This window comes from Pseudomonas sp. OVF7 (assembly GCF_030644265.1).
Classification (GTDB): domain Bacteria; phylum Pseudomonadota; class Gammaproteobacteria; order Pseudomonadales; family Pseudomonadaceae; genus Aquipseudomonas; species Aquipseudomonas gorinensis.
Map to the genome: position 1 here is coordinate 1,068,388 of NZ_CP128996.1, position 24,120 is coordinate 1,092,507.

Annotated in this window: 21 protein-coding genes and 2 pseudogenes; 12 read left to right on the forward strand and 11 right to left on the reverse strand. The window is 62.2% G+C overall.

The features are described from left to right. Positions 1-36: 36 nt before the first annotated feature. The 12 genes and pseudogenes from ubiE to QU606_RS04815 all read left to right on the forward strand — a co-directional run bounded on the left by ubiE (position 37) and on the right by QU606_RS04815 (position 10,095). Positions 37-807 (forward strand): bifunctional demethylmenaquinone methyltransferase/2-methoxy-6-polyprenyl-1,4-benzoquinol methylase UbiE, encoded by a 771-nt coding sequence (ubiE, locus tag QU606_RS04765; RefSeq protein ID WP_003171186.1) that lies wholly within the window; start codon positions 37-39, stop codon positions 805-807. Then, positions 807-1,430 carry an SCP2 domain-containing protein gene (locus tag QU606_RS04770; protein ID WP_024072936.1) on the forward strand — a complete coding sequence of 208 codons (624 nt, stop codon included), beginning with the start codon at positions 807-809 and terminating at the stop codon, positions 1,428-1,430. Before ubiE ends, QU606_RS04770 begins: the two co-directional genes overlap by 1 nt. Next, entirely contained in the window at positions 1,427-3,031 is a 1,605-nt protein-coding gene (gene ubiB, locus QU606_RS04775) for a ubiquinone biosynthesis regulatory protein kinase UbiB (protein WP_304998156.1), read from the forward strand. Before QU606_RS04770 ends, ubiB begins: the two co-directional genes overlap by 4 nt. Before the next feature lie 42 nt (positions 3,032-3,073). Beyond that, positions 3,074-3,466 carry a phosphoribosyl-AMP cyclohydrolase gene (hisI, locus tag QU606_RS04780; RefSeq protein ID WP_024072934.1) on the forward strand — a complete coding sequence of 131 codons (393 nt, stop codon included), beginning with the start codon at positions 3,074-3,076 and terminating at the stop codon, positions 3,464-3,466. A 2-nt stretch (positions 3,467-3,468) separates the two neighbouring features. Beyond that, positions 3,469-3,801: a phosphoribosyl-ATP diphosphatase gene (locus QU606_RS04785; protein WP_024072933.1), complete on the forward strand. Its 333-nt coding sequence runs from the start codon at positions 3,469-3,471 to the stop codon at positions 3,799-3,801. Positions 3,802-3,826: 25 nt separating this feature from the next. Continuing rightward, complete coding sequence (locus tag QU606_RS04790; RefSeq protein ID WP_024072932.1) at positions 3,827-4,105, forward strand: twin-arginine translocase TatA/TatE family subunit; 279 nt, start codon at positions 3,827-3,829, stop codon at positions 4,103-4,105. A gap of 10 nt (positions 4,106-4,115) precedes the next feature. Continuing rightward, positions 4,116-4,538 (forward strand): Sec-independent protein translocase protein TatB, encoded by a 423-nt coding sequence (tatB, locus tag QU606_RS04795; RefSeq protein WP_024072931.1) that lies wholly within the window; start codon positions 4,116-4,118, stop codon positions 4,536-4,538. Then, positions 4,535-5,326: a twin-arginine translocase subunit TatC gene (gene tatC, locus QU606_RS04800; RefSeq protein ID WP_024072930.1), complete on the forward strand. Its 792-nt coding sequence runs from the start codon at positions 4,535-4,537 to the stop codon at positions 5,324-5,326. The genes tatB and tatC overlap by 4 nt, the downstream gene beginning before the upstream one ends. Next, positions 5,323-6,030 carry a 16S rRNA (uracil(1498)-N(3))-methyltransferase gene (locus tag QU606_RS04805; protein ID WP_024072929.1) on the forward strand — a complete coding sequence of 236 codons (708 nt, stop codon included), beginning with the start codon at positions 5,323-5,325 and terminating at the stop codon, positions 6,028-6,030. Before tatC ends, QU606_RS04805 begins: the two co-directional genes overlap by 4 nt. A 102-nt stretch (positions 6,031-6,132) precedes the next feature. Then, positions 6,133-7,191: pseudogene (locus QU606_RS32815) on the forward strand (methyl-accepting chemotaxis protein); the annotation flags it as partial. A 144-nt stretch (positions 7,192-7,335) separates the two neighbouring features. Beyond that, positions 7,336-8,049 carry a methyl-accepting chemotaxis protein gene (locus tag QU606_RS32820; protein WP_370531105.1) on the forward strand — a complete coding sequence of 238 codons (714 nt, stop codon included), beginning with the start codon at positions 7,336-7,338 and terminating at the stop codon, positions 8,047-8,049. Between the two features lie 138 nt (positions 8,050-8,187). After that, complete coding sequence (locus QU606_RS04815; protein WP_304998157.1) at positions 8,188-10,095, forward strand: methyl-accepting chemotaxis protein; 1,908 nt, start codon at positions 8,188-8,190, stop codon at positions 10,093-10,095. A 72-nt stretch (positions 10,096-10,167) separates the two neighbouring features. Here the strand turns inward: QU606_RS04815 and QU606_RS04820 are convergent, their stop codons facing one another. The 11 genes and pseudogenes from QU606_RS04820 to hutH all read right to left on the reverse strand — a co-directional run bounded on the left by QU606_RS04820 (position 10,168) and on the right by hutH (position 24,106). After that, complete coding sequence (locus QU606_RS04820; RefSeq protein ID WP_024072926.1) at positions 10,168-10,902, reverse strand: amino acid ABC transporter ATP-binding protein; 735 nt, start codon at positions 10,900-10,902, stop codon at positions 10,168-10,170. Continuing rightward, entirely contained in the window at positions 10,895-11,854 is a 960-nt protein-coding gene (locus tag QU606_RS04825) for an amino acid ABC transporter permease (protein ID WP_024072925.1), read from the reverse strand. The genes QU606_RS04820 and QU606_RS04825 overlap by 8 nt, the downstream gene beginning before the upstream one ends. A gap of 276 nt (positions 11,855-12,130) precedes the next feature. Then, entirely contained in the window at positions 12,131-12,928 is a 798-nt protein-coding gene (locus tag QU606_RS04830) for a transporter substrate-binding domain-containing protein (RefSeq protein WP_041160821.1), read from the reverse strand. Positions 12,929-13,146: 218 nt separating this feature from the next. After that, positions 13,147-13,947 carry a transporter substrate-binding domain-containing protein gene (locus tag QU606_RS04835; protein WP_193690092.1) on the reverse strand — a complete coding sequence of 267 codons (801 nt, stop codon included), beginning with the start codon at positions 13,945-13,947 and terminating at the stop codon, positions 13,147-13,149. 225 nt (positions 13,948-14,172) lie between these two features. Further along, positions 14,173-16,745 (reverse strand): annotated as a pseudogene (gene mdoH, locus QU606_RS04840) (glucans biosynthesis glucosyltransferase MdoH); the annotation flags it as partial. Then, complete coding sequence (locus tag QU606_RS04845; protein WP_041161080.1) at positions 16,738-18,474, reverse strand: glucan biosynthesis protein G; 1,737 nt, start codon at positions 18,472-18,474, stop codon at positions 16,738-16,740. The gene QU606_RS04845 and the pseudogene mdoH, both read right to left, overlap by 8 nt. A gap of 266 nt (positions 18,475-18,740) precedes the next feature. After that, complete coding sequence (dtd, locus tag QU606_RS04850) at positions 18,741-19,178, reverse strand: D-aminoacyl-tRNA deacylase (RefSeq protein WP_069075077.1); 438 nt, start codon at positions 19,176-19,178, stop codon at positions 18,741-18,743. Further along, positions 19,175-20,146: a prolyl aminopeptidase gene (pip, locus tag QU606_RS04855; protein WP_024072919.1), complete on the reverse strand. Its 972-nt coding sequence runs from the start codon at positions 20,144-20,146 to the stop codon at positions 19,175-19,177. The genes dtd and pip overlap by 4 nt, the downstream gene beginning before the upstream one ends. A gap of 261 nt (positions 20,147-20,407) precedes the next feature. Then, positions 20,408-21,211, reverse strand: a complete 804-nt coding sequence (gene hutG, locus QU606_RS04860; RefSeq protein ID WP_304998158.1) for an N-formylglutamate deformylase — start codon at positions 21,209-21,211, stop codon at positions 20,408-20,410. An 11-nt stretch (positions 21,212-21,222) separates the two neighbouring features. Then, positions 21,223-22,428, reverse strand: coding sequence for an imidazolonepropionase (hutI, locus tag QU606_RS04865; protein ID WP_069075079.1), 1,206 nt, complete (start codon positions 22,426-22,428; stop codon positions 21,223-21,225). 145 nt (positions 22,429-22,573) lie between these two features. Continuing rightward, entirely contained in the window at positions 22,574-24,106 is a 1,533-nt protein-coding gene (hutH, locus tag QU606_RS04870; RefSeq protein WP_193690091.1) for a histidine ammonia-lyase, read from the reverse strand. Between the last annotated feature and the right edge of the window lie 14 nt (positions 24,107-24,120).

Below are 24,120 nucleotides of genomic sequence, written 5' to 3' on the forward strand. Positions count from 1 at the left end.
TTATCATGTCCCGCATTCTCTTTTGGTGACAGCGATATGACTGATCAGCGCAAAGGCAGCGATGCCGAACCCACCACTCACTTCGGTTTCAAGAACGTCCCGGAAAGCCAGAAAGCGGAAAAAGTCGCTGAGGTGTTCCACTCCGTAGCCGCCAAGTACGACCTGATGAACGATGTGCTCTCGGGTGGCATGCACCGCCTGTGGAAACGCTTCACCATCGAGCTGTCGGGCGTGCGCACCGGCAACCGCGTGCTGGACATCGCCGGCGGCACGGGCGACCTGGCGGCCAAGTTCTCCAAGCTCGTCGGCCCGACCGGCCAGGTGGTGCTGGCAGATATCAATGGCTCGATGCTCAAGGTCGGCCGCGATCGCCTGCTCGACAAAGGCGTGGCCGGCAATATCGAATTCGTCCAGGCCGACGCTGAAAAGCTGCCGTTCCCCGACAACCATTTCGACTGTGTGACCATCGCCTTCGGCCTGCGCAACGTGACACACAAGGAAGACGCGATCCGCTCGATGCTGCGCGTGCTCAAGCCGGGTGGCCGCCTGCTGGTGCTGGAGTTCTCCAAGCCGACCAACGCGCTGATGTCCAAGGTCTACGACACCTACTCGTTCGCCTTCATGCCGTTGATGGGCAAGCTGATCACCAATGACGCCGAAAGCTATCGCTACCTGGCCGAGTCGATCCGCATGCACCCCGACCAGGAAACCCTGAAGTCGATGATGGTGGAGGCCGGTTTCGACCGCGTGACGTACCACAATATGACGTCGGGCATCGTCGCCCTGCACCGCGGCATCAAGCCCTGATGCTGCTCAAAGGTCTTCTCGCCAGCGTCGAACACGGCCTCAACCGTGTACTGCACCTGGACAGCACTGCCCTGGCACGGCTCGCGCACCTGAACGGCAAGATCATTGCCGTCGACTGCCGCAGCCCTGCCTTGCAGCTGTTTATCCTGCCCAGCGATGAGGGCCTGCTGCTTGCCAGCCACTGGGCTGCCGAGGCCGACTGCACCCTGCGCGCGCCGGCCTCCAGCCTGTTGCATCTGGCGCTGAGCCGTAACAAGACCGCCATCCTGCATGGCCCGGAAGTGGAGCTGGAAGGCGATAGCGCGGTGCTGATGGACCTGGCCGCCGTGCTGCAGGACCTGGAGCTGGACTGGGAATACGAGCTGTCACAATGGATCGGCCCAGTCGCCACCCAACTGATCAGCGGGCACCTGCGCAGCCGCGCACGCTGGTACCAGCAGGGGTTCGCCAGCCTCAACCAGAACCTCGCCGAATACCTGAGCGAAGAATCGCGCACCCTGGTCGGACAACGGGAAGCGCAAGCGCGCTTTCGCGAACTCGACAAGGCCAAAATCGACCTGGAACGCCTTGAGGCACGCTTCGAGCGCCTGAGCCGTTCCCTTGATCCAAGCGATAACGCATGAAGCTGCTCGCCGTCCGCCGTTTGTTTCGTATCCAGCGCGTCGTAATCCGCTACCGCCTCGATGACCTGCTGTTCGCCCTGCCTCTCCCCTGGTTCCTGCTGGCGGTGCGCTATATGCTGCCGTGGCGCTGGTTCCCGCGCAAGCCGCTGGAACTGAGCCGTGGCGCGCGCCTGCGCCTGGCCCTGCAGGACCTGGGGCCGATCTTTATCAAGTTCGGGCAGATTCTCTCGACCCGCCGCGACCTGCTGCCCGAAGACATCGCCGACGAACTGATGCTGCTGCAAGACCGCGTGCCGCCGTTTGATTCGCAGCAGTCGATGAAGCTGATCGAAGAGCAGCTGGGCAAGAAAATCAGCGACGTGTTCAGCCGCTTCGACGTCGAGCCCCTGGCCTCGGCCTCGGTGGCACAAGTGCATGCCGCGCAACTCAAGACCGGCGAAGAAGTGGTGGTGAAGGTGATCCGTCCGGGCCTCAAGCCGATCATCGGCCAGGACCTGGCATGGCTGTTTATCCTCGCCCGCGCCGCTGAACGCTTTTCTGCCGATGCGCGCCTGCTGCACCCGGTGGACGTGGTCGCCGACTACGAAAAAACCATCTACGACGAGCTCGACCTGCTGCGCGAAGCGGCCAACGCCAGCCAGCTCAAGCGCAATTTCGAAGGTTCGCCGCTGCTGTATGTGCCGCAAGTCTACTGGGACTGGTGCCGCCCGAAAGTGCTGGTAATGGAGCGTATCTACGGCGTGCAGGTCACCGACCTCGCCACCCTGGCCGACCAGCGCACCGACATGAAAATGCTGGCCGAGCGTGGCGTGGAAATTTTCTTCACCCAGGTGTTCCGCGACAGCTTCTTCCATGCCGACATGCACCCAGGCAACATCTTCGTCAGCACCGTCAACCCGTGGAGCCCGCAGTACATCGCGATCGACTGCGGCATCGTCGGCAGCCTGACCCCGGAAGACCAGGATTACCTGGCGCGCAACCTGTTCGCCTTCTTCAAGCGCGACTACCGCCGCGTGGCGCAGTTGCACATCGACTCGGGCTGGGTACCGGCAGAAACCAAGCTCAATGAATTCGAAGCGGCGATCCGTACCGTTTGCGAGCCGATCTTCGAAAAACCGTTAAAAGATATTTCCTTCGGCCAGGTGCTGATGCGCCTGTTCCAGACCGCGCGACGCTTCAATATGGAAGTGCAGCCGCAGCTTGTTCTTTTGCAGAAAACCCTGCTGAACATCGAAGGCCTGGGCCGTCAGCTGTACCCGGACCTCGACTTGTGGAACACCGCACAACCGTTCCTCGAACGCTGGATGCGCGAGCGCGTCAGCCCGAAAACCCTGCTGGGCAACCTGCAAAGCCAGGTCGAACAGCTGCCGCACTTGGCCAATATGACCCGCGACCTGCTGGAGCGCATGTCCCAGCCCCACGCCAAGGACCCGTCGCCACCGTGGCAACAGCGCAAGGATGACTGGTTCCTGCGCTTGCTGGGGGCCGCGCACCTGGTGGGCGGGGTGATGCTGGCCATCGGCGGGCCATTGAACGAGTTGGGCCACTGGCCGGCCGGGATCATGGTCGCCGTGGGTGTTTATCTGATCGTGCGTCGATAGCCGATCCGGTTATACACTGTCGCAAATTGCCGGAGCCGAACGATGAAAGACTGGCTGGACGAGATCAAGTGGGACAGTGACGGCCTGGTGCCGGCCATTGCCCAGGACTACAAGACCGGGCGCGTGCTGATGATGGCCTGGATGAACCGCGAGGCCCTGAGCCTCACTGCCGCCGAGCAGCGCGCCATTTACTGGTCACGTTCGCGTGGCAAACTGTGGCGTAAGGGCGAAGAGTCCGGGCACGTGCAGACCCTGCACGAGATACGCCTCGACTGCGACGCCGACGTGGTGATCCTGATGGTCGAGCAGATCGGCGGCATTGCCTGCCACACCGGCCGCCACAGCTGCTTCTATCGCGTGTTCGAGAACGGCGAATGGAAGGTGGTGGAACCGGTACTCAAAGACCCGCACGCCATTTATTCGGCAGGACACTGAACATGAGCGATACCCTGAACCGTGTGGCCCAGGTGCTGGAAGACCGCAAAGGCGCGGACGCCGACAGCTCGTATGTGGCGAGCCTGTATCACAAGGGCCTGAACAAGATCCTGGAAAAACTCGGCGAAGAATCCGTCGAGACGATCATCGCTGCCAAGGATGCCGAGATCAGCGGCGACTGCAGCGATGTGATCTACGAAACCGCCGACCTGTGGTTCCACAGCCTGGTCATGCTCGCCCAACTGGGGCAGCACCCACAGGCCGTGCTGGATGAACTGGACCGTCGCTTCGGCCTGTCCGGGCATGCCGAAAAGGCCTCGCGCCCGTCCGCCTGAATAACTTTCAACGAGGAATTGCAGCATGGGCATTTTTGACTGGAAACACTGGATCGTCATTCTGGTGGTGGTGGTACTGGTGTTCGGCACCAAGAAACTGAAAAACCTCGGCACTGACGTCGGCGAGTCGATCAAGGGCTTTCGCAAGGCCATGAACGACGACGAAAAACCGGCCGAGCCCGTCGTCAACCCGGTGCCGCCGGCCCAGCCTGTCCACCCGCAGGCCGCCCAGCCGATTACCGAGCGTCGTACCTTCGACGTGCAGGCTGAAAAAGTCGAAGAGCCGACCCGCAAAGACTCGTGAGCACTGACTAATGTTTGGTATCAGCTTCTCTGAACTGCTCCTCGTCGGCCTCGTGGCCTTGCTGGTGCTGGGGCCGGAACGCCTGCCCGGTGCCGCACGCACGGCCGGCCTGTGGATCGGGCGCCTGAAACGCAGTTTCAACGCCATCAAACAGGAAGTTGAACGGGAAATCGGCGCCGATGAAATCCGCCGCCAACTGCACAACGAACACATCCTGTCGTTGGAGCAAGAGGCGCGCAAAATTCTGTCGCCGGTGCAGGAGCCGGCCAAACCGGTGGAGCCTGTGGCCGAGCACAGCATCGCGCCCACACCCGCAGCGACCGAAGCCACACCGGTCGCGCCAGGCCCGACCGCTACCCCGACAGAGCCAGCGCCGGCGCCCGTGGCGTCGCCCGCTCCCCATGACCCTACATTGCCGCCGCGAGCCCCATGAGCGCTGATAAACCGGAAAACGACCAGCATATGCCGCTGGTCTCGCACCTCACCGAGCTGCGTACCCGCCTGCTGCGTTGCGTAGCGGCAATCTTCGTGATCTTCGCCGGGCTGTTCGCCTTCACCCAGCAGATCTACACCTTCGTCTCCACGCCCTTGCGCCAGTACCTGCCGGCCGGCGCGACGATGATCGCCACCGATGTGTCGTCGCCGTTCCTGACGCCGTTGAAGCTGACGATGATGGTCTCGCTGTTCCTGGCGATCCCGGTGATCCTGCATCAGATCTGGGGCTTTATCGCACCAGGGCTGTACAAGCATGAGAAGCGCATCGCCGTGCCGTTGCTGGTGTCGAGCATCCTGCTGTTCTATACCGGCATGGCATTCGCCTACTTCCTGGTGTTCCCGCTGATCTTCAAGTTCTTCGCCGCGGCCACCCCCGCTGGCGTGGAGATGATGACCGACATCACCAGCTACCTCGACTTCGTGATGACGTTGTTCTTCGCCTTCGGCGTGGCCTTCGAAATCCCCGTGGCCGTGGTGCTGCTGGTATGGATCGGCGTAGTCGACGTGAAGTACCTGAAGAAGGTCCGCCCGTACGTGATCATCGGCTGCTTCGTGGTCGGCATGATCCTGACGCCGCCGGACATCTTCTCCCAGACCCTGCTGGCGGTGCCGATGTGGATGCTGTTCGAGATTGGCATCCTGTTCAGCGGCCTGATCAGCAAGCGGGGCGAGCACCCGGATGACCAACCCGCCGACGATGACCAGCCGCCAGCGACCCAGCCGTGAACCTGCTGCTGCTGGAGGAGGCCGACTTTATCGCGGCCGACCGGGTGGTGCTGCGTGATCGGCGCCTGGTGCATATGCAGGACGTCCACCGTGTGGCGGTGGGCGACAACCTGCGCGTGGGGCGCATCGGCGGCCTGATGGGCAATGCGCAACTGCTGCGCCTGGACGCCCGTGAGGCCGAGCTGCAAGTCAGCTTCGAGCTGCCGCCCCCGGCCAAACTGCCCCTGACCCTGTTGCTCGCCCTGCCGCGCCCGAAGATGCTGCGTCGGGTGCTGCAAACCGTGGCGGCCATGGGTGTGCCGAAAGTGGTACTGCTCAATAGCTACCGGGTTGAGAAGAGCTTCTGGCAAACCCCGTTCCTGGAGCCTGCGGCGCTTCGCGAGCAACTGATCCTCGGTCTCGAGCAGGCTCGGGACACGGTGCTGCCGGAAATCATCATCGAAAAACGTTTCAAGCCATTCGTCGAAGACCGCCTGCCAGCCATGACGCAAGGCACCCTCGGCCTGATCGGCCACCCCGGCGACTATCCGCCTTGCCCGCGTGCCCTGGACGAGCCGGTCACCCTGGCCATCGGCCCGGAGGGCGGCTGGATTCCCTACGAGGTGGATCTGCTGGCCAAGGCCGGCCTGCAGCCGGTGCAGTTGGGCGCTCGCATCCTGCGCGTGGAAACCGCCGTCACTGCCCTGCTCGCCCGCCTCTTCTAACCACACGACCCTCCCACAGTCGCACCACGGCGCTACAGAATCCCGTTTGCAGGCCGATACCCCCTGAATAAATCTAAGCTTTGCTCCAGGGGAGTTCGCAGCATGTATCGTTGGTTAGCCGAAAAGCTGGGGAATGTCAGCGTCAAAACCAAACTGGGCGTCGGCTTTGGTCTGGTACTGCTGCTGACGCTGGTGATCACCTTCACTGGCTGGACCGGCCTGGGTGATGTGATCAGTCGTGGCGACAAACTGGGGTATATCTCCAGCCTCAATGCCTTGACCAAAGACCTGCGTCTGGCCCGCCTGGACTACGAAATGCGCCGTGGCGAGCAAGGCACCAGCGCTGTCAGCGAGTTGCTGAACCAGCTCGACAGCGGCCTGAAGACCGCCCGCACCCTGATCGAACAACCGGCCGACGTCGCCCTGATCGACGAGCAACTGGCGGCCGTGGAGCAGTACAAGCGGGCCTTCAACGACATGGCACAAGCCGGCGCCAATCGCGAAAACGCGCGCAGCAAGTTGGGCGATACCGCCGACAATGCCGTGCTCAAGATAGGCGAAGTCGAAAAATCCCTGCTGCAAGGCGACAGCGTCACCCAGTTCAACAACGTGGTCAGCCTGAGCAAGCTGATCCAGCAAGCGCGCTTCCAAGTGCGCGGCTACACCTACAGCGCCAAGGTCGAAGCCGAGCAACCGGCCCTTGATGCCATCGACAACGCCCTGAAAAAAATCACCGAGCTGGAAGGCCAACTGCCGGCCAACTACCAGGCCAACCTGCAACAGGCCAGCGTCTCGCTGCAAGCCTATCGCGCGGCCGTCAGCCAGTACCGTGACTCCCAGGTGGCCAGCGCGGCAGCACTCAAGGCCATGGGTGCCCAGGGCGATATCCTGCTCAGCCATAGCGAAAAACTCACGGCCTCCCAGACCGTGGTGCGTGACACCGACGCTGCACAAGCCAAGTACCTGTTGCTGCTGGCCACCGTGCTGGCGTTGATCTTCGGCCTGGTCGCCGCCTGGGCCATTACCCGCCAGATCATCATCCCGCTGAGCCAGACCCTCAAGTTGGCCGAGCGCGTCGCCTCGGGCGACCTGAGCCAAAACCTGACGTCGGAGCGCCAGGACGAACTCGGCCAACTGCAACGCGCCATGCAAAGCATGACCGTCGGCTTGCGCGAATTGATCGGCGGCATCAGCGAAGGCGTCACCCAGATTGCCAGCGCTGCCGAGCAGCTCTCGGCCGTCACCGAGCAAACCAGCGCCGGGGTCAACAGCCAGAAAGTCGAGACGGACCAGGTGGCCACGGCCATGAACGAAATGGCGGCCACTGTGCAGGAAGTCGCCCGCAACGCGGAAGAAGCCTCCGAAGCCGCCGTAGCCGCCGACCAGCAGGCCCGCGAAGGCGACAAGGTAGTCGGTGAAGCCATCGCCCAGATCGAGCGCCTGGCCACGGAGGTCGGTAATTCCACGGTGGCCATGGGCGATCTGAAGCGCGAAAGCGACAAGATCGGCAGCGTGCTCGACGTGATCAAGTCGGTGGCCCAGCAAACCAACCTGCTGGCCCTGAACGCCGCCATTGAAGCGGCGCGCGCCGGCGAGGCCGGGCGTGGTTTTGCGGTGGTGGCCGATGAGGTGCGCAGCCTGGCCCAACGCACCCAGAAGTCCACCGAAGAGATCGAAGAACTGATCGTCGGCCTGCAAAGCGGCACCCAGCAAGTGGCGACCATCATGGACAACAGCCGTGGGCTCACCGACAGCAGTGTCGAGCTGACCCGCCGGGCCGGCAGCGCCCTGGCGAGCATCACTCGCACCGTGTCGACCATCCAGACGATGAACTCACAGATCGCCACGGCGGCCGAGCAACAAAGCGCGGTGGCCGAGGAGATCAACCGCAGCGTACTGAACGTGCGCGATGTGTCCGAGCAGACCTCCGCCGCCAGTGAAGAAACGGCCGCGTCCAGTGCCGAACTCGCGCGCCTGGGTAACTACCTGCAAACCCTGGTCGGACGCTTCCGCATCTGAGCGGTCGTGCGCGGCGCCCCCTCCAGGTCGCCGCCACACGACTACTTGTGAAATTTCCTACGCAGTTATCAGCCCGCCATCACCTCGAATCGTTTTAGCGTTTCTAACGAAGCGTTTATTCCGATTCGGAGGTTCACCATGTTTCCTCGGCTGATCCGCTTGCTGGCCAATGCCAGCGTCCGCCTCAAGCTCGCCCTGGGGTTCGGCCAAGTGCTGATCCTCAGCCTCATCATCGCCGCAACCGGCTGGCAAGCCTTGAATGCCGCGCTTTTCCGCTCAGCCAACCTGACGGTCCTGGGTCAACTCACTGCGGCCGCCGAAGCGGTGCGCGCCGACCGTATCGTGTATCGAACCCTCACGGACACTGCCAGCCTCGACGCCATGAACACGCGGATCGAGCAAATCGGCCAACACCTGAGTTATCTGGCAAACCATCTGCTCGCCCCGGCCGACTTGCAGCGCATTCAGGAAGCGGAGCGCCTGGTGATCGGCTTCAAGACCGGCCTGGCAGAGCTACCGCCCCTGATCGAACAGCGAGAAGCCACCCACACCTCCCTGCACCAGTCCAGCCTCCAGGCCAGCGATACCCTCACCCAAGTGGCCAGCGACCTGCCCGACCAGAATGACCAGCAGGCCCTCGACGCCATCGAGAACCTGCGCCAGGCCATGGCACGGGCCGAGGATCGCGCCCAGGCGCCTGCCTGGGCCGCCGATTCACTGGATGCGTACGCCGAAGGGGTGGGCCGGACCCTCGACACCCTGGACGTCACGCATGCGGCCGTGACCAGCCTGCCCGTGGACTCGGCCTTGCTCAAGACAGACGTGGCCGCCTATCGCGCGCAGTTGATCAAACTCAAGGAGGCCCAAGTGGCCACGGAGACGGTCCAGGACCGGCTTGAACACCTGCTCAACCAATTGCTCGAACAAAGCGAACAGGTGATAGAGGGCCAGACCTTCAAACGCGACAAAGAGGCGGACAATACACGCCGCCTGCTGATCAGCGTGACCCTCGGCGCCTTGTTGCTAGGCTCACTGGCCGCCTGGGGGATCGCCCGACAAATTGCCGCCCCCCTGCGTCAGGTACTGATCACCGCCAATTGCATCGCCGAGGGCGACCTGCGCCACACCGCCGAGGTGGAACGCCGGGATGAACTGGGCCAGTTGCAGCACAGCATCGGGCAGATGACCCGTAACCTGCGCCACCTGATCAGCGGTATTGGTGACAGCGCCCGACAGATTGCCAGCGCGGCCGGGCAACTGTCCGCCGTGACCGAGCAGTCCCGGACCGGCGTGAACCACCAGAAAGTTGAAACCGACCAGGTCGCCACCGCCATGAACGAAATGCTCGCCACGGCCCAGGAGGTCGCACGGCATGCCGAACAAGCCTCCCTCGCGGCCATCGAGGCAGACCACCAGGCCCACGCAGGCGACAAAGTGGTTGCGCAGGTGATCGAACAGATCGGCCAACTGGCCGATGAAATGGCGCTCTCCAGTCGAGCGATGCTGACGCTGCAGCAGGAAAGCAGCAAGATCGGCAGTGTGCTGGATGTGATCAAGTCGGTGTCCCAACAGACCAACCTGCTGGCGTTGAACGCGGCGATCGAAGCGGCACGTGCGGGCAATGCCGGTGAAGGGTTCGCCGTGGTGGCCGATGAAGTACGCAGCCTGGCCCAGCGCACCCAGGCGTCGGCAGAGGAAATCGAAGGGCTGATCCTTGGCCTGAACAACGGCACCCGGCAGGTGGCAGACATCATGGACAGCAGCCGCAATTTGACCGACTTCAGCGTTGGCCTGAGCCGCGATGCGGGCGACGCGCTGGCGGCCATCGCGCGCACGGTATCGGTGATCCAGGAAATGAACCCACAGATAGCCGCCGCCGCCGAGGAGCAAAGCGCGGTGGCCGAGGAGATCAATCGCAGCGTATTGAAGGTACGGGACGTGACCGAACAAGCCGCCGCCGCCAGTGAGGAAACGGCGGCGGCGAGCGTTCAGTTGACGCGGCTGAGCCTGGATTTGCAGGCGTTGGTCGGCAAGTTCAAGCTCTGAGGTTCACGGCACGCGTGGTGAGTGAGCGTGCTCGCCCACCACACAGAGCCCTTTCCCCAAGAACCATCAGCGCTACAACACCTGGCGCAGGAACGCCTGGGCACGCGGGTCTTTCGGCGCGTCGAAGAACTGCGCCGGTGACGCATCTTCGAGCAACTTGCCGTGGTCGAAGAACAACACACGGTCTGCCACTTCACGGGCAAAGCCCATTTCATGGGTGACGCAAACCATGGTCATGCCTTCCAGGGCCAGGGTCTTCATCACGTCCAGCACTTCGCCGACCATTTCCGGGTCGAGGGCCGAGGTGGGCTCATCGAACAGCATCACCTTGGGTTCCATCGCCAGGGCACGGGCGATCGCCACCCGCTGCTGCTGGCCGCCGGACAGGCGCGACGGAAATTCATTGGCCTTTTGCGCGATGCCGACCTTTTCCAGGAGTGCCAGGGCCTTGGCTTCGCGCTCCTTCTTGCCGCGCTTGCGCACGACTTTTTGCGCCAGGCAGAGGTTTTCCAGCACCGTCATGTGCGGGAACAGGTTGAAGTGCTGGAACACCATGCCGACTTCACGCCGATAGGCATTCACGTCGGTTTTCGGGTCGGCCAGTTGCAGGCCATCGATGCTGACCGAGCCCGAATCGAACTCTTCCAGACCATTGAGGCACCGCAGGAACGTGGACTTGCCCGAGCCTGACGGGCCAATCACCACCAGCACTTCGCCCTTGGCCACCTGGGTGGTCACATGGTCCACCGCGCGCACCACATGGCCACGGGTGTCGAAGACTTTTACCAGATCGCGGACTTCAATCACTTTGTGCGAGCCTCCGCTCAAGCCGGCTGGCCATTTTCGACAGCGGCAGGTTGATCAGCAGGTACAGGCCTGCGACGCAGAACAAGATTTCAAACGGCGAGAACGAGGTGGTGATCACTTCGCGCCCGCTCTTGAGCAGCTCGGTAATCGCGATCACCGAGACCAGCGAGGTGTCTTTCACCAGGCTGATAAATTGCCCGGCCAGCGGCGGCAGCACGCGCTTGAAGGCCTGCGGCAGCACCACATGGCGCATCGACTGGCTGGCGCTCAGGCCCAGGGAGCGAGCCGCCTCGTTCTGGCCACGGGTAATGGACTGCACGCCGGCGCGGACGATTTCCGCCACGTAGGCGCCCGTGAACAGCGACAGCGCGGCGATCCCGGCGAATTCCCGGGACAGGTTGAGCACCGTGCCGATAAAGAAATAGAAAATGAAGATCTGCACCAATAGCGGCGTACCGCGCACCAGTTCGACGTAGATCGTCGACAGATCGCGCAGGGTCGGATTATTGGACAGCCGGCATAAACCGGTGGCAAGGCCAATCGCAAGGCCGAGAATCCCGGACACCACCGACAGCCACAACGTGGTCCACAAGCCCCACATCAAGGGGCCCAACGCCCAATGGCGGTTAACCCCGATGACATCGCCTTCGGCCACATCATCGCCGCGCGCCACTTGCAGGCTGTTGCCGGCCACACTCACGCGTTGTTCGACGCCGGCATCGTTGCGCAGGGTGACTTCGGCCACATCGCCTTTGCGCACCAGTTCAACGACGGTGGAAATGTCTGCGGCGCGCTGGGACTCTTCGGCCTGGTAGGCGAAGTATTGCGGTACACGGTTCCAGCGCCATTCGTAGGACATCAGCGAGGTGGCGTAGTACAAGGCGCCCGCCAGGCCGACCAGCACGACCACGGTCAGCAGGTGCCAGGGCCATTGGGCTTTTTTCTGTTTCATTACTCAACATCCAAAAGAATCGGGGTACGCGCACCTGATGTGGCAAGCGGGCTTGCTCTGTGGCGAGCGGGCTTACTGTGCTGAGCGGGCTTGTTGTGGCGAGCGGGCTTGCCCCGCGTTGGGCTGCGAAGCAGCCCCACTAAGATCGCCGCGCTGTTTCAGCTGGACCGTGGCCTGAGGTTTTTGGGGCTGCTTCGCAGCCCAACGCGGGGCAAGCCCGCTCGCCACAGTAAGCCCGCTCACCACATCAAGCCGTCGCACCAAAGCACTACAGCGTTATTCCATGTCCTTGAGCCATTCGGAGCTCTTGAACCACTTGTCATGGATGCGATCGTAGGTGCCGTCGTTCTTGATCTGGTGCAGGAAGTTGTTGATGAAGTTGATGCTGTCGTAGTCGCCCTTCTTCAGACCGAACGCCAGCGGTTCGAAGGTGAAGGGTTCTTCCAGGAACACCAGCTTGCCGTTGCCGACTTTTTTCTCGGCAACGACGTTGTACGGGGCGTCATACACGAAGGCATCGGCCTTGCCATTGACCACGTCCAGCACACCTTCCTGCTCGTTGTCATAGCCGTGGTACTTGGCCTTGGAGATCAGCTTCTTGGCAACCATCTCGCCGGTGGTGCCGAGCTTGGAGGTCAGGCGGTATTTCTCGTCATTCAAGTCTTTGTAGGACTTGATGGTGCCTTCCAGCTCCTTGCGAATCAGCAGGGTCTGGCCCACCACGATGAAGGGTTCGCTGAAGTTCAGGCGCAGGTTGCGTTCCTGGGTCAGGGTCATGCCGCTGCCGATCATGTCGAACTTGCCGGTCAGGAACGCCGGGATGATGCCGTCGTAGCCAGTGGACACCAGCTCCAGCTTGACGCCCATGGACTTGGCCATGGCCTTGAGAATGTCGACTTCGAAACCAATGATTTCACCGCGCTTGTCGGTCATTTCGAACGGCATGTAGGTCGGGTCCATGCCGACTTTCAACGTGCCGCGCTTGACCGCATCATCGATCGCGCCGGCCTGGGCCGCATTGGCCGCGACCAGCGCGGTGACGCCGAGCAGCAGCATCGAAAGATACTTTTTCATCATCAAGTCCCCTGAACCATTCTTATGAGGTCGGCGCGCAAAAGGGCTGCACCATTTCGGGGTGCGATCCTAACCCACTCGATGCCTGTCACAAAGGTTTCACCGGGATTTGTTGTCGGGGTATGTCAGAAACGCCCTACAACGGTGCAGCAAAGCGCAGAGGCAGACACTTCGCCACCTGGCAATAGCCATTGATTGATGTGTAAGCAGTTATGACTTCAGTACACTTCCGCCATCCAGGCGGTGTCCTTGAACCACTTGTCATACAGACGATCGTAGGTCCCGTCCTGGGCCACCTGGTTCAGGAAATGGTTGATCCAATTGAGGCTGTCGTAATCGCCTTTTTTCAGGCCGAACGCCAGTGGCTCATAGGTGAAAGGCTGCTCCAGGGCCAACAGCGAGCTGTTTTCGGGCTTGGCGATGGCGATCAGGTTGTAAGGCGCATCGTGGATAAAAGCGTCGGCCTTGCCCTCTACCACCTGACGCACGCCTTCTTCCGGCGTCGGGAACGTGCGTAACCGCGCCGCTCCCAGAAATCGCCTGGCGGCCAACTCACCGGTCGTCCCCTCGATGGCGACGACTCGATAACCGGCATCATCCAGGTCTTCGATACTGCTGACCTTGCCGGCAAGGTCGGGATGCAGCAACACGGTCTGGCCGACAATGATGAAAGAGTCGCTGAAGTTCAATTTCAGGTTGCGCTGCTGAGTCACCGTCATGCCGCTGCCGATCAGGTCGTATTGCTTTTGCATCAGCCCCGGCAGCAGTTCGGTATAGGGCACCGGCACCATCTCCAGCTCGATGTCCAGGGCCTTGCTCATGGCTTGGAGCAAGTCGATTTCGAAGCCGACGATCTGCCCACGCTTATCGGTCATTTCGAAGGGCACGTAGGTGGGCGTCGTGCCGACCCTCAATACCCCTCGTTGAACCGCGTCGTCGATGGCGCCAGCGTTGGCCGGAGCACCGTATAAGAACCCGATGACACCCAGCAACACAGCACACAAACACCTTTTGATCATGAGATACCCCCGTTCCATTGAGCACACGACAACCCGCTACAGCGCCAGTGCGCGTAAACCTGGGTGGTCGAGTCAGATTGGGGGGCGATGCTAACCCACCCGTCGCCGCGGCAATACGCCTTGGACAGGGGTCTTTTGTTTCGAAATAACAAGGGGTTGGAGCAACAGAGGGCGCTGTAGGAAGACGCCGTGAATGCCCTCAGGGTAACCCCCTGAGGGCTTCAGCATCAGGCCGGTTGAGCCTGGGACACCACCGGTTGCAACGGTAGCAACGGGGCGTGCGGGTCGGCCTTGATCGAGTTACGCCAAGCGGCCAACCACTCGGCGTGCCCATCGTTCCAGACCTGCTCGTGCAGGCGAGCCAGGGCGACCGGGTCGCTGAGCAGGGCCAAGCGTTCAGCGTTGTTGAGGCCGGCAGGGCCGACTTTCAACGCATGACGAACACGCTCGCCACGCAGGTACTCGATCGGCTCCGCCTCACGGTGACGCGAGGTCGCCAGGGCGCAGGCCAGGGCGTTCTGCTGCGGGTCGACCACCGAACGTATGAAGCCATCATTGAGGGCGTGCCAACGGTTTTCGTGGGTGTACTTCTCGGTCGACAGCAACGCCTGCGGCGGATTGTATTCCTCAGGGATCAGGAACAGGCTTTCGTCGCGGGACTTGAGGCCCAGATTGACCCGGCTGGAAATCACCGATACCGGGATCGACAGCATCAACGACCCCACGATCGGCACCAGCCACCACAGGAAGCTTGGGTTCAACCACACCACCAGCAGTGCCCACAGGAAGCCGAGCAAGGTCTGGGTACCGTGGCGCTTGATCGCTTCGCCCCAGGGGGTGGAGTCGTCGTCACGCTGCGGCGAATTCCAGGTCGCGGCCCAGCCGAGGAACGCGGCCAGTACGAAACGGGTGTGGAAGATCATGCGCACCGGCGCCAGCAGCATGGAGAACAGCATCTCCAGCAACATCGACAGGGTCACCTTGAACTTGCCGCCGAACTCTTTCGCGCCCTTGGCCCAGATCAGGATGATGCTCAGCAACTTTGGCAGGAACAGCAACACAATGGTGGTGGAGAACAGCGCCACCGCCTTGTCCGGATGCCATTGCGGCCACAGCGGGTACAACTGGCGCGGTGCCATGAAGTACTGTGGCTCCATCAGGGTGTTCACCGCCAGCAGGGCCGTCGACAGCACCAGGAAGAAGAACCACAACGGCGCCGACAGGTAGGACATCACACCGGTCAGGAACACGGCACGGTGTACCGGGTGCATGCCCTTGACCAGGAACAGGCGGAAGTTCATCAGGTTACCGTGGCACCAGCGACGGTCACGCTTGAGTTCGTCCAGCAGGTTCGGCGGCAGTTCTTCATAGCTGCCCGGCAGGTCGTAGGCAATCCACACACCCCAACCGGCACGACGCATCAGCGCGGCTTCGACGAAGTCGTGAGACAGGATCGCACCGGCGAACGCACCTTTACCTGGCAACGGCGCCAGGGCGCAGTGTTCAATAAACGGCTTCATGCGGATGATTGCGTTGTGACCCCAGTAGTGGGATTCACCCAACTGCCAGAAGTGCAGGCCAGCCGTAAACAGCGGGCCATAGACGCGGGTGGCGAACTGCTGCATGCGCGCATACAGGGTGTCCATGCCCGACGCCCGTGGCGCGGTCTGGATAATCCCGGCATCCGGCGTGGCTTCCATCAGGCGCACCAGGCTGGTCAGGCATTCACCGCTCATCACGCTGTCGGCGTCGAGCACCACCATGTACTTGTATTCACCGCCCCAACGACGGCAGAAGTCGTCGAGGTTGCCGCTCTTGCGTTTGACGCGACGGCGACGGCGGCGATAGAAAATCTTGCCGAAGCCACCGGCTTCGCGGCACACGTCCAGCCAGGCTTGTTGCTCGGCGATACAGATGTCAGCGTCGTTACTGTCGCTGAGCACGAAGAAATCGAAGCGGTCCAGGTCACCCGTGGCCGCGACCGACTCGAACGTGGCGCGCAGGCCAGCGAATACCCGCGGCACGTCTTCGTTGCAGATCGGCATCACCAGCGCGGTGCGTGCATCCTTGGGAATCGGCTCGTTGCCGGCACTTTTACCGGAGATACGGTATTTATCGTGACCGGTGAGCAGTTCAAGGAAGCCCATCAACGCGGTCCAGAAACCGGCCGAAACCCAGCAGAACAGGATCCCGAACATGATCAGGATGCTGGTTTGCAGGGCGTAAGGCAGGACCTGGGTGGCGGTTTGCAACAGGGTCTGGTTGCGGATCTCGTCAAAGTCGACCAGCGACCAGCCCTGGTACGGCATGATGCCTTTCATGTACCAGCCGGCCACGATGGTCTGGCCGAGCATCAGTACCAGCAGGATGTAGCGACGGATCGACCCCACGGTGCGCCAGCGCGCCGCCGGCAGCACGCGCTCGTCTTTCGGCGGCTTCGGCGGGTTGGTTCGGCCAGTCAGGCGACGCCAGCCGCGCACCAGGATATTGGTGCGCCATGGCTCCGGTACGACCTTGGTGCGACGAATCGGCGGCGTGGCCTTGAGGCACACGCGGCCGCTGGCGTCGAGCACCAGCATTTCGGCGTCTTGCAGCTCTTCGGCCGTGCTGAGGGTCAACCGGCGGCCGACCGACGCCTGGGCGGCGTCGACGGGCGCATCGAAGGTCGAAGACGACAAACGCTCGTGCAGTTCGGTGAAGGATGTGCAGCCTGCCAGTTCGGCACGCTGCTCAGCGGTCATCGGGAGATGCGCCAGATACTCGGACAGAGTCTCTGGCTGGGCTTGAGAATTACTCATCGGCAGGCAACTGATAGCTCCAGGTTTCGGTCAGGACTTGCTCGGTCTTGATCGGCTCCGGTGTGGCTGGGGCAGCTTCTGGCTGCTTGGCGTCCTTGTCTTTCGCGTCTTTCTTGGCCTGTTTCTCGTGCTGCTTGGCCAGGACCTTGTCGGCCTTGAGCACTTGGGTCGAAACCTGCTCAGGCTCAGGCTGCACGATGTCCTGCACCAGGGACGCACGCATCTCGGTGGGTTTTCCGGGATCCTTGATCTTCATGCGCAGGGTCAGGCGCCAGCCTTTGGTGTGCTCGTTGTAGCGCACGCTGTTTTCAACCAGCTCAGCGTTGTCACCCACACTCACCTGGCTACGCACCGGCGCGTCCGGCAGCAGTTTCTTCAGGGACGGGCCCTCGAAATCGATCAGGTACGCCACGCTGCCGTCGGGCTGACGGATCAGGTTGGATTGTTTCACGTCACCGGTCGAACGCAGGGTCTGCTTGACCCAGGCGCTGTCCGGCGAATGGAACGCGGCGTCGTCCAGGGTCCAGTGCAGGCGGTAGGCAACATCCAGCGGCTTGCCGACTTCCGGCAGTTCGGCCGGGCTCCAGAACGCTACGATGTTGTCGTTGGTTTCATCGGCGGTCGGAATCTCGACCAGGTCGACGGAACCCTTGCCCCAGTCGCCTTCAGGCTCGATCCAGGCGCTTGGGCGCTTGTCGTAGTTGTCGTCCAGGTCTTCGTAGTGGCTGAAGTTGCGGCCGCGTTGCAGCAGGCCGAACCCACGCGGGTTCTCCACGGTGAAGTTGCTGACCGACAGGTGTTTAGGGTTGTTCAGCGGGCGCCAGATCCACTCGCCATTGCCGGCATGGATCGACAGGCCGCTGGAATCGTGCAGTTCGCGACGGTAGTTCAGGACCTTGGATGGCTGGTTGGCGCCAAACAGGAACATGGAAGTCAACGGGGCAACCCCCAGCTTGCTGACTTTGTCGCGCAGGAACATCTGGGACTTGACGTCGACCACGGTGTCGGTGCCCGGGCGCAGGATCAGGCGGTAGGCGCCGGTGGCGCGTGGCGAATCCAGCAGGGCGAAGATCACCAGGTGCTTGTCACCCGGCTTTGGACGTTCGATCCAGAACTCGGTGAAACGCGGGAACTCTTCGCCGGACGGCAGCGCGGTATCGATCGCCATGCCACGGGCGGACAGGCCATACACCTGGTCCTTGCCCACGACGCGGAAATAGCTGGCGCCGAGCATGGTCATGATTTCGTCTTGCTTGTCGCCCTTGTTGATCGGGTACAGCACACGGAAACCGGCATAACCGAGCTGTTCGGTGGCCTTGGGATCAACCTTGACGTCGCCAAAATCGAAACGCGACGCGTCGTACTTGATTTCCTGGACGCTGTCAGCGGTGACTTCGTTGATTTTCACCGGTGTATCGAAGTGCATACCCTGGTGATAGAAGGACAGTTTGAACGGGGTGTTCTGATCGGCCCACTCGGCTTTTTCGTTGCGGAAACGAATCTTCTGGTAGTCCGCGAATTTCATTTCGCGGAATTCGTTCGGCAGATTGCTGCGCGGAGCTTCGTATTTCTGCCCGGCCAGCTCTTTTGCCTTGGCCGACACATCGTCCAGACTGAATGCCCACAGTTGACCCGCGCCGAACAGGCAAAACAGGGCGGAGCCCGTCACCAGTGCGTTTCGTAACCGTTTGGCAGACAATTTTGGTGCATTACAGGGACTAACAATCACGAGCAACCCTCGCCGAAAACAGATCAAAAAACCAACGGCCAGCTATCTATATGCCAGGTTGGCGAGCATTGTTCCGACTCCCCTGGGTCAAAATGATTCCCCTGAGGCTATCGGACAAGTCTCTACCTAAGTCAAAAATGGACCAATCAACGCTGATCCCCGTAGCGCGCGATTATCTAGTAGCCCGCGATACAACGCATCAGGGACAACGAAGTATTTGTAGCGAAACCCTGCGTTTTTAGGCATTAAAGTCGTTTTTAATACATTCATGTCTGTAGGAGGAAGGTCACAGGGCCATCATTGACCAAATGCACCTGCATATCCGCACCAAAACGCCCCGACGCCACCGTGCCATGCAATTGTTGCGCTTGTGACAACAAGTGCTCAAAAAGCGCCGCTCCCAAGGCGGGAGGCGCCGCCGTGGAGAAGCTTGGCCGCAGCCCGCTCCTGGTGTCGGCCGCCAGGGTGAACTGCGACACCAGCAGCAAACCGCCGCCGATATCCCTCAGCGAACGGTTCATCTTGCCCTCGTCGTCGCTGAATACCCGGTAGTTAAGCAGCTTGTGCAGGAGTTTGTCGGCACTCTCGCGTGTATCCGATGGCTCAACGGCCACCAGCACCAGCAAACCCTGGTCGATCGCCCCTACGATTTCGCCTGCGACTTCGACACGGGCGCCACGCACCCGCTGCAACAGGCCCTTCATGCTTCTTCTGGTGGCAGGTCAAGCAGGCGTCGCGCCATTTCGCCGGTCGCGCGGACCAGAGCATCCGTAATACCGGGCTCGGACGCCGCATGGCCAGCCTCGCGGATCACCTGCAGTTCGCTGTTGGGCCACGCCTGATGCAACTCCCAAGCGTTATCCAGAGGGCAGATCATATCGTAGCGCCCATGGATGATTACGCCAGGCAGATGGGCGATCTTATGCATGTCGCGAATCAGTTGGTTGGGCTCCAGGAAGGAGTTATTGGTGAAGTAATGGCACTCGATACGCGCAATGGACAGTGCGCGTTGCGGCTCGGAGAAACGCTCCACATGCTGCGGACTCGGGCACAGGCCCAGCATGCGACCTTCCCAGCCGGACCAGGCCTTGGCCGCGTGCATCTGGGCGATCTGGTCGTTGCCGGTCAGGCGCTTGTGATAGGCCGCGATCATGTCGTGACGCTCATCGGCAGGAATCGGCGCGATGTAGTCCTGCCAGTAATCCGGGAACAGGCGGCTGGCGCCGGCCTGGTAGAACCACTCGATGTCCTGCGGGCGGGCGAGGAAAATGCCGCGCACGATCAGGCCATGCACGCGCTCGGGGTGGGTTTGCGCGTAGGCCAGGGCAAGGGTCGAGCCCCAGGAGCCGCCAAACAGCACCCATTTGTCGATGCCCAGGTGCTCGCGGATGCGCTCGAGGTCGGCGACCAGGTCCCAGGTGGTGTTGTTTTCCAGGCTAGCGCGGGGTGTTGAGCGGCCGCAGCCACGTTGGTCGAATGTGACGATGCGGTACAGGTTCGGATCGAAATAGCAGCGGCTCTGGGCGTCGCAACCTGAGCCTGGGCCACCGTGGATGAAGACCACAGGCAAGCCCTCGGGGGAGCCACTTTCATCGACATACAGCGTGTGAATGGCATCAACGGCCAGATCGTGCCGGGCGTAGGGTTTGATCTGCGGGTACCAAGTCTGCATTGCGCGCTCCATAAGGGGTCGGGTTCATCCCTGGTGGGACGTCTTTTATTTTGCCGTCTGGCACTATAAACCCGAATTGTGCAATGAGCATGTCCTTGAGTACTTAGACCGGTGTCAGCCGTTCGCCATGTAAGTACTGGAACAGACAGCGATACAACGGATCGACCTCTGCCGCCTGGCCCTGGGCCCGCAAACGAGCGTGGACCAGCCCTTTGCCGAGGTACAGCACAGTGCCCACGCCCCCGAGAGCTCGCACTTCAATTACCTTGAATAACGCTGTTTCCCCCACGCTAGAAGCCCTTGCAGCAACTGCTTCAACACCACCCGCGTCGGTTCGGCCAGATCCGGGCGATAGCGGAACGGCTCGAACTCTTCCATATAGGTGCTCTGGCACAACTCCAGCTGCACGGCGTGGATATCCTGCGCCGGGTTGCCGTAATGGCGGGTGATATGGCCGCCCTTGAAGCGCCCGTTCAAGACGTGGGTGTACTGTGGATAAGTGGCACAGATGGCTTCGAGCTGGCTGGCCAGTTCCGGATCACAGGCGGCGCCGTTGAAGGTGCCCAGGTTGAAGTCCGGCAGCTTGCCGTCGAACAGGTGGGGGATTACCGAGCGGATCGAATGCGCATCGAACAGCAGCGCATAGCCGAACTCAGCCTTGAGGCGGGCCAGCTCCTCTCGCAGCGTGCGGTGGTACGGGCCCCAGACCTTTTGCAGGTAGTTGGCGCGTTCGGTCGCGCTCGGTTCCAGCCCTTCACGGAACAACGGCACGCCATCGAACAGCGTCGCCGGGTACAGGCCGGTGGTGGCGCCGACGTACAGCGGCTTGTCGTCGGACGGCCGGTTGAGGTCGATGACAAATCGCGAGTACTGCGCCGCCAAGGTGCTGGCGCCCAGTTCCTCGGCAAAGTCATACAGGGTCGGAATGTGCCAGTCGGTGTCCGGCAGGCTTTGCGCCTCGGGGATCAAACCGGCTTCGACCGCGGGCGTGAGGCGCAACCCGGCGTGGGGCATGCTGATCAGCAGCGGCACGCGGCCTTGTTTGAAGCTCAGAACCTTATCCACAACGGTACTCCTTAAACATTGATATCGACGCCGTGGCGCACGACGCGTTTATCCAGCTCGCCGCCCAGCCAATAGGCCAGGTCGGCGGGGCGATCGATCTGCCAGGCCACAAAGTCGGCAACCTTGCCCACTTCCAGCGAGCCATGGGTATCGCCCATGCCCAGGGCGGTGGCCGCGTGTTGCGTGGCGCCGGCCAGGGCTTCTTCCGGGGTCATGCGGAACAGGGTGCAGGCCATGTTCAGCATCAACCGCACCGACAACGCCGGCGAGGTACCGGGGTTGAGGTCACTGGCGATGGCGATTTTCACGCCGTGCCTGCGCAAGGCATCCATGGGCGGCAACTGGGTTTCGCGCAGGAAGTAGAACGCCCCCGGCAGCAAGACTGCGACGGTACCGGACGCGGCCATGGCGATGGCGTCGTCTTCGGTCATGAACTCCAGGTGATCCGCCGACAGCGCCTGGTAACGCGCCGCCAGGCTCGAACCGTGCAGCGATGACAGTTGCTCGGCGTGCAGCTTGACCGGTAGGCCGAGTTGCCGGGCGACTTTAAACACGCGCTCGACTTGTTCGGGCGAAAACGCCAGGTATTCGCAGAAGGCATCCACCGCGTCCACCAGCCCTTCGGCGGCCAGCGCCGGCAGCATCTCGGTGCAGATGTGATCGATGTAGTCGTCGGCGCGGTCCTTGTACTCCGGTGGCAAGGCGTGGGCCGCCAGGCAGGTGGCGCGCACGCTGACCGGCAGCGCATCACCGAGGCGGCGAATCACCCTCAGCAACTTGCGTTCGCTGGCCAGGTCCAGGCCGTAGCCGGATTTGATCTCCACCGTGGTCACGCCATCGCGCAGCAAACTGCACAGGCGCTTGCGGCTGCTTTCGAACAATTCGTCTTCGCTGGCGGCGCGCGTGGCGCGCACAGTGCTGGCGATACCGCCGCCCTGGGCGGCGATCTCGGCATAGCTCACGCCTTCAAGGCGCTGCTCGAATTCGCCACTGCGGTTGCCGCCGAACACCGTGTGGGTGTGGCAGTCGATCAGCCCGGGAGTCACCCAGGCGCCTTGCAGGTCATGCACCTGGGCATAGTCCAGCGTGGGCACTTGGCTGCGCGGGCCGATCCACTCGATAAGCGAACCCACGGTGACCATCGCGGCATCCTCGATGATCGAGTATTTGCCTTGGGCCATGGTTGCAACGTGGCAGTGCTGCCAAAGGGTTTTCATCAACGGCTCCCGATGTGATCCCTGATCCCTGTAGGAGCGAGCTTGCTCGCGAAGGACGTCAGCGATAACGCGTGCATCCTGGATGAATGCGGTGTCCTTGAGTTTTTCGCGAGCAAGCTCGCTCCTACAGGGGGGTGTGGTGTGTTTAGAGGCTCGGCAGCAACTTGGCCGGCACCAGTTCATTCAGGCAGCGGCTGGCGAGCAGTTCGCTGGCGGCGATGATGTCCGGGGCGAAGAAGCGGTCCTTGTCGTAGAACGCCACCTTGGCGCGCAGCATGCCACGGGCCTTTTCCAGTTTCGGCGAGGTTTTCAGGCCTTCGCGCAGGTCCAGGCCCTGGCAGGCGGCCAGCCATTCAACCGCCAAGATACCGCGCACGTTCTCGGCCATTTCCCACAGGCGCTTGCCGGCCGCCGGCGCCATGGACACGTGGTCTTCCTGGTTGGCCGAGGTCGGCAGGCTGTCGACGCTATGGGGATGGGCCAGCGCCTTGTTCTCGCTGGCGAGTGCCGCGGCGGTCACCTGGGCAATCATGAAGCCGGAGTTCACCCCGCCATTGCCCACCAGGAACGGCGGCAGTTGCGACATGTGCTTGTCCATCATCAACGAGATACGGCGCTCGCTCAGGGAACCGATTTCAGCGATGGCCAGCGCCATGTTGTCAGCAGCCATGGCCACCGGTTCGGCGTGGAAGTTGCCGCCGGAGATCACGTCGCCTTCCGCGGCGAAGACCAGCGGGTTGTCTGACACGGCGTTGGCTTCGATCACCAGCACGTCGGCGGCCTGGCGGAACTGGGTCAGGCAGGCGCCCATGACCTGTGGCTGGCAGCGCAGGGAGTACGGGTCCTGCACCTTGTCGCAATTCTGGTGCGACTGCGACACCTGGCTGCTGTCGCCGAGCAGGTCGCGATAAGCCGCCGCCGAGTCGATCTGCCCTCGCTGGCCACGGGCTGCGTGGATACGCGCATCGAACGGCGAACGCGAACCCAGCACCGCTTCCACGGTGAGGCCGCCACAGGCCAGGGCGCCGGCGAACAGATCTTCACCTTCGAACAGGCCGCGCAAGGCGTAGGCAGTGGACACCTGGGTGCCGTTGAGCAGCGCCAGCCCCTCCTTAGCGGCCAGGGTCAGCGGCGTGAGGCCGGCGACTTTCAGCGCGTCGGTCGCCTCCAGCCATTCGCCCTTGTGGCGCGCCTTGCCTTCGCCGAGCAGCACCAGGGACATATGGGCCAAGGGCGCCAAGTCGCCGGACGCACCGACCGAACCTTTCAGCGGAATATGCGGGTACACCTCGGCGTTGATCAGCGCGATCAGTGCGTCGATGACCTGGCGGCGAATCCCGGAAAAGCCACGGCTCAGGCTGTTGACCTTGAGCACCATGACCAGCCGCACCAGCGCATCGCTGATGGGCTCACCGACGCCTGCGGCATGGGACAGCACCAGGGAGCGCTGGAGGTTTTCCAGGTCTTCGCTGGCAATGCGGGTCGAGGCCAGCAGGCCGAAACCGGTGTTGATGCCGTAGGCAGTGCGGTTCTCGGCGAGAATCTGTTCCACGCAGGCGACACTGGCTTCAATCTGGGCCGAGGCACTGTCATCCAGGCTGAGGGTTACCGGCTGCTGGTAGATGGCCCGCAGTTGGGCGAGGCTCAGTTGGCCTGGAATCAGGTTTAGCGCAGTCACATTCGTGCTCCTTG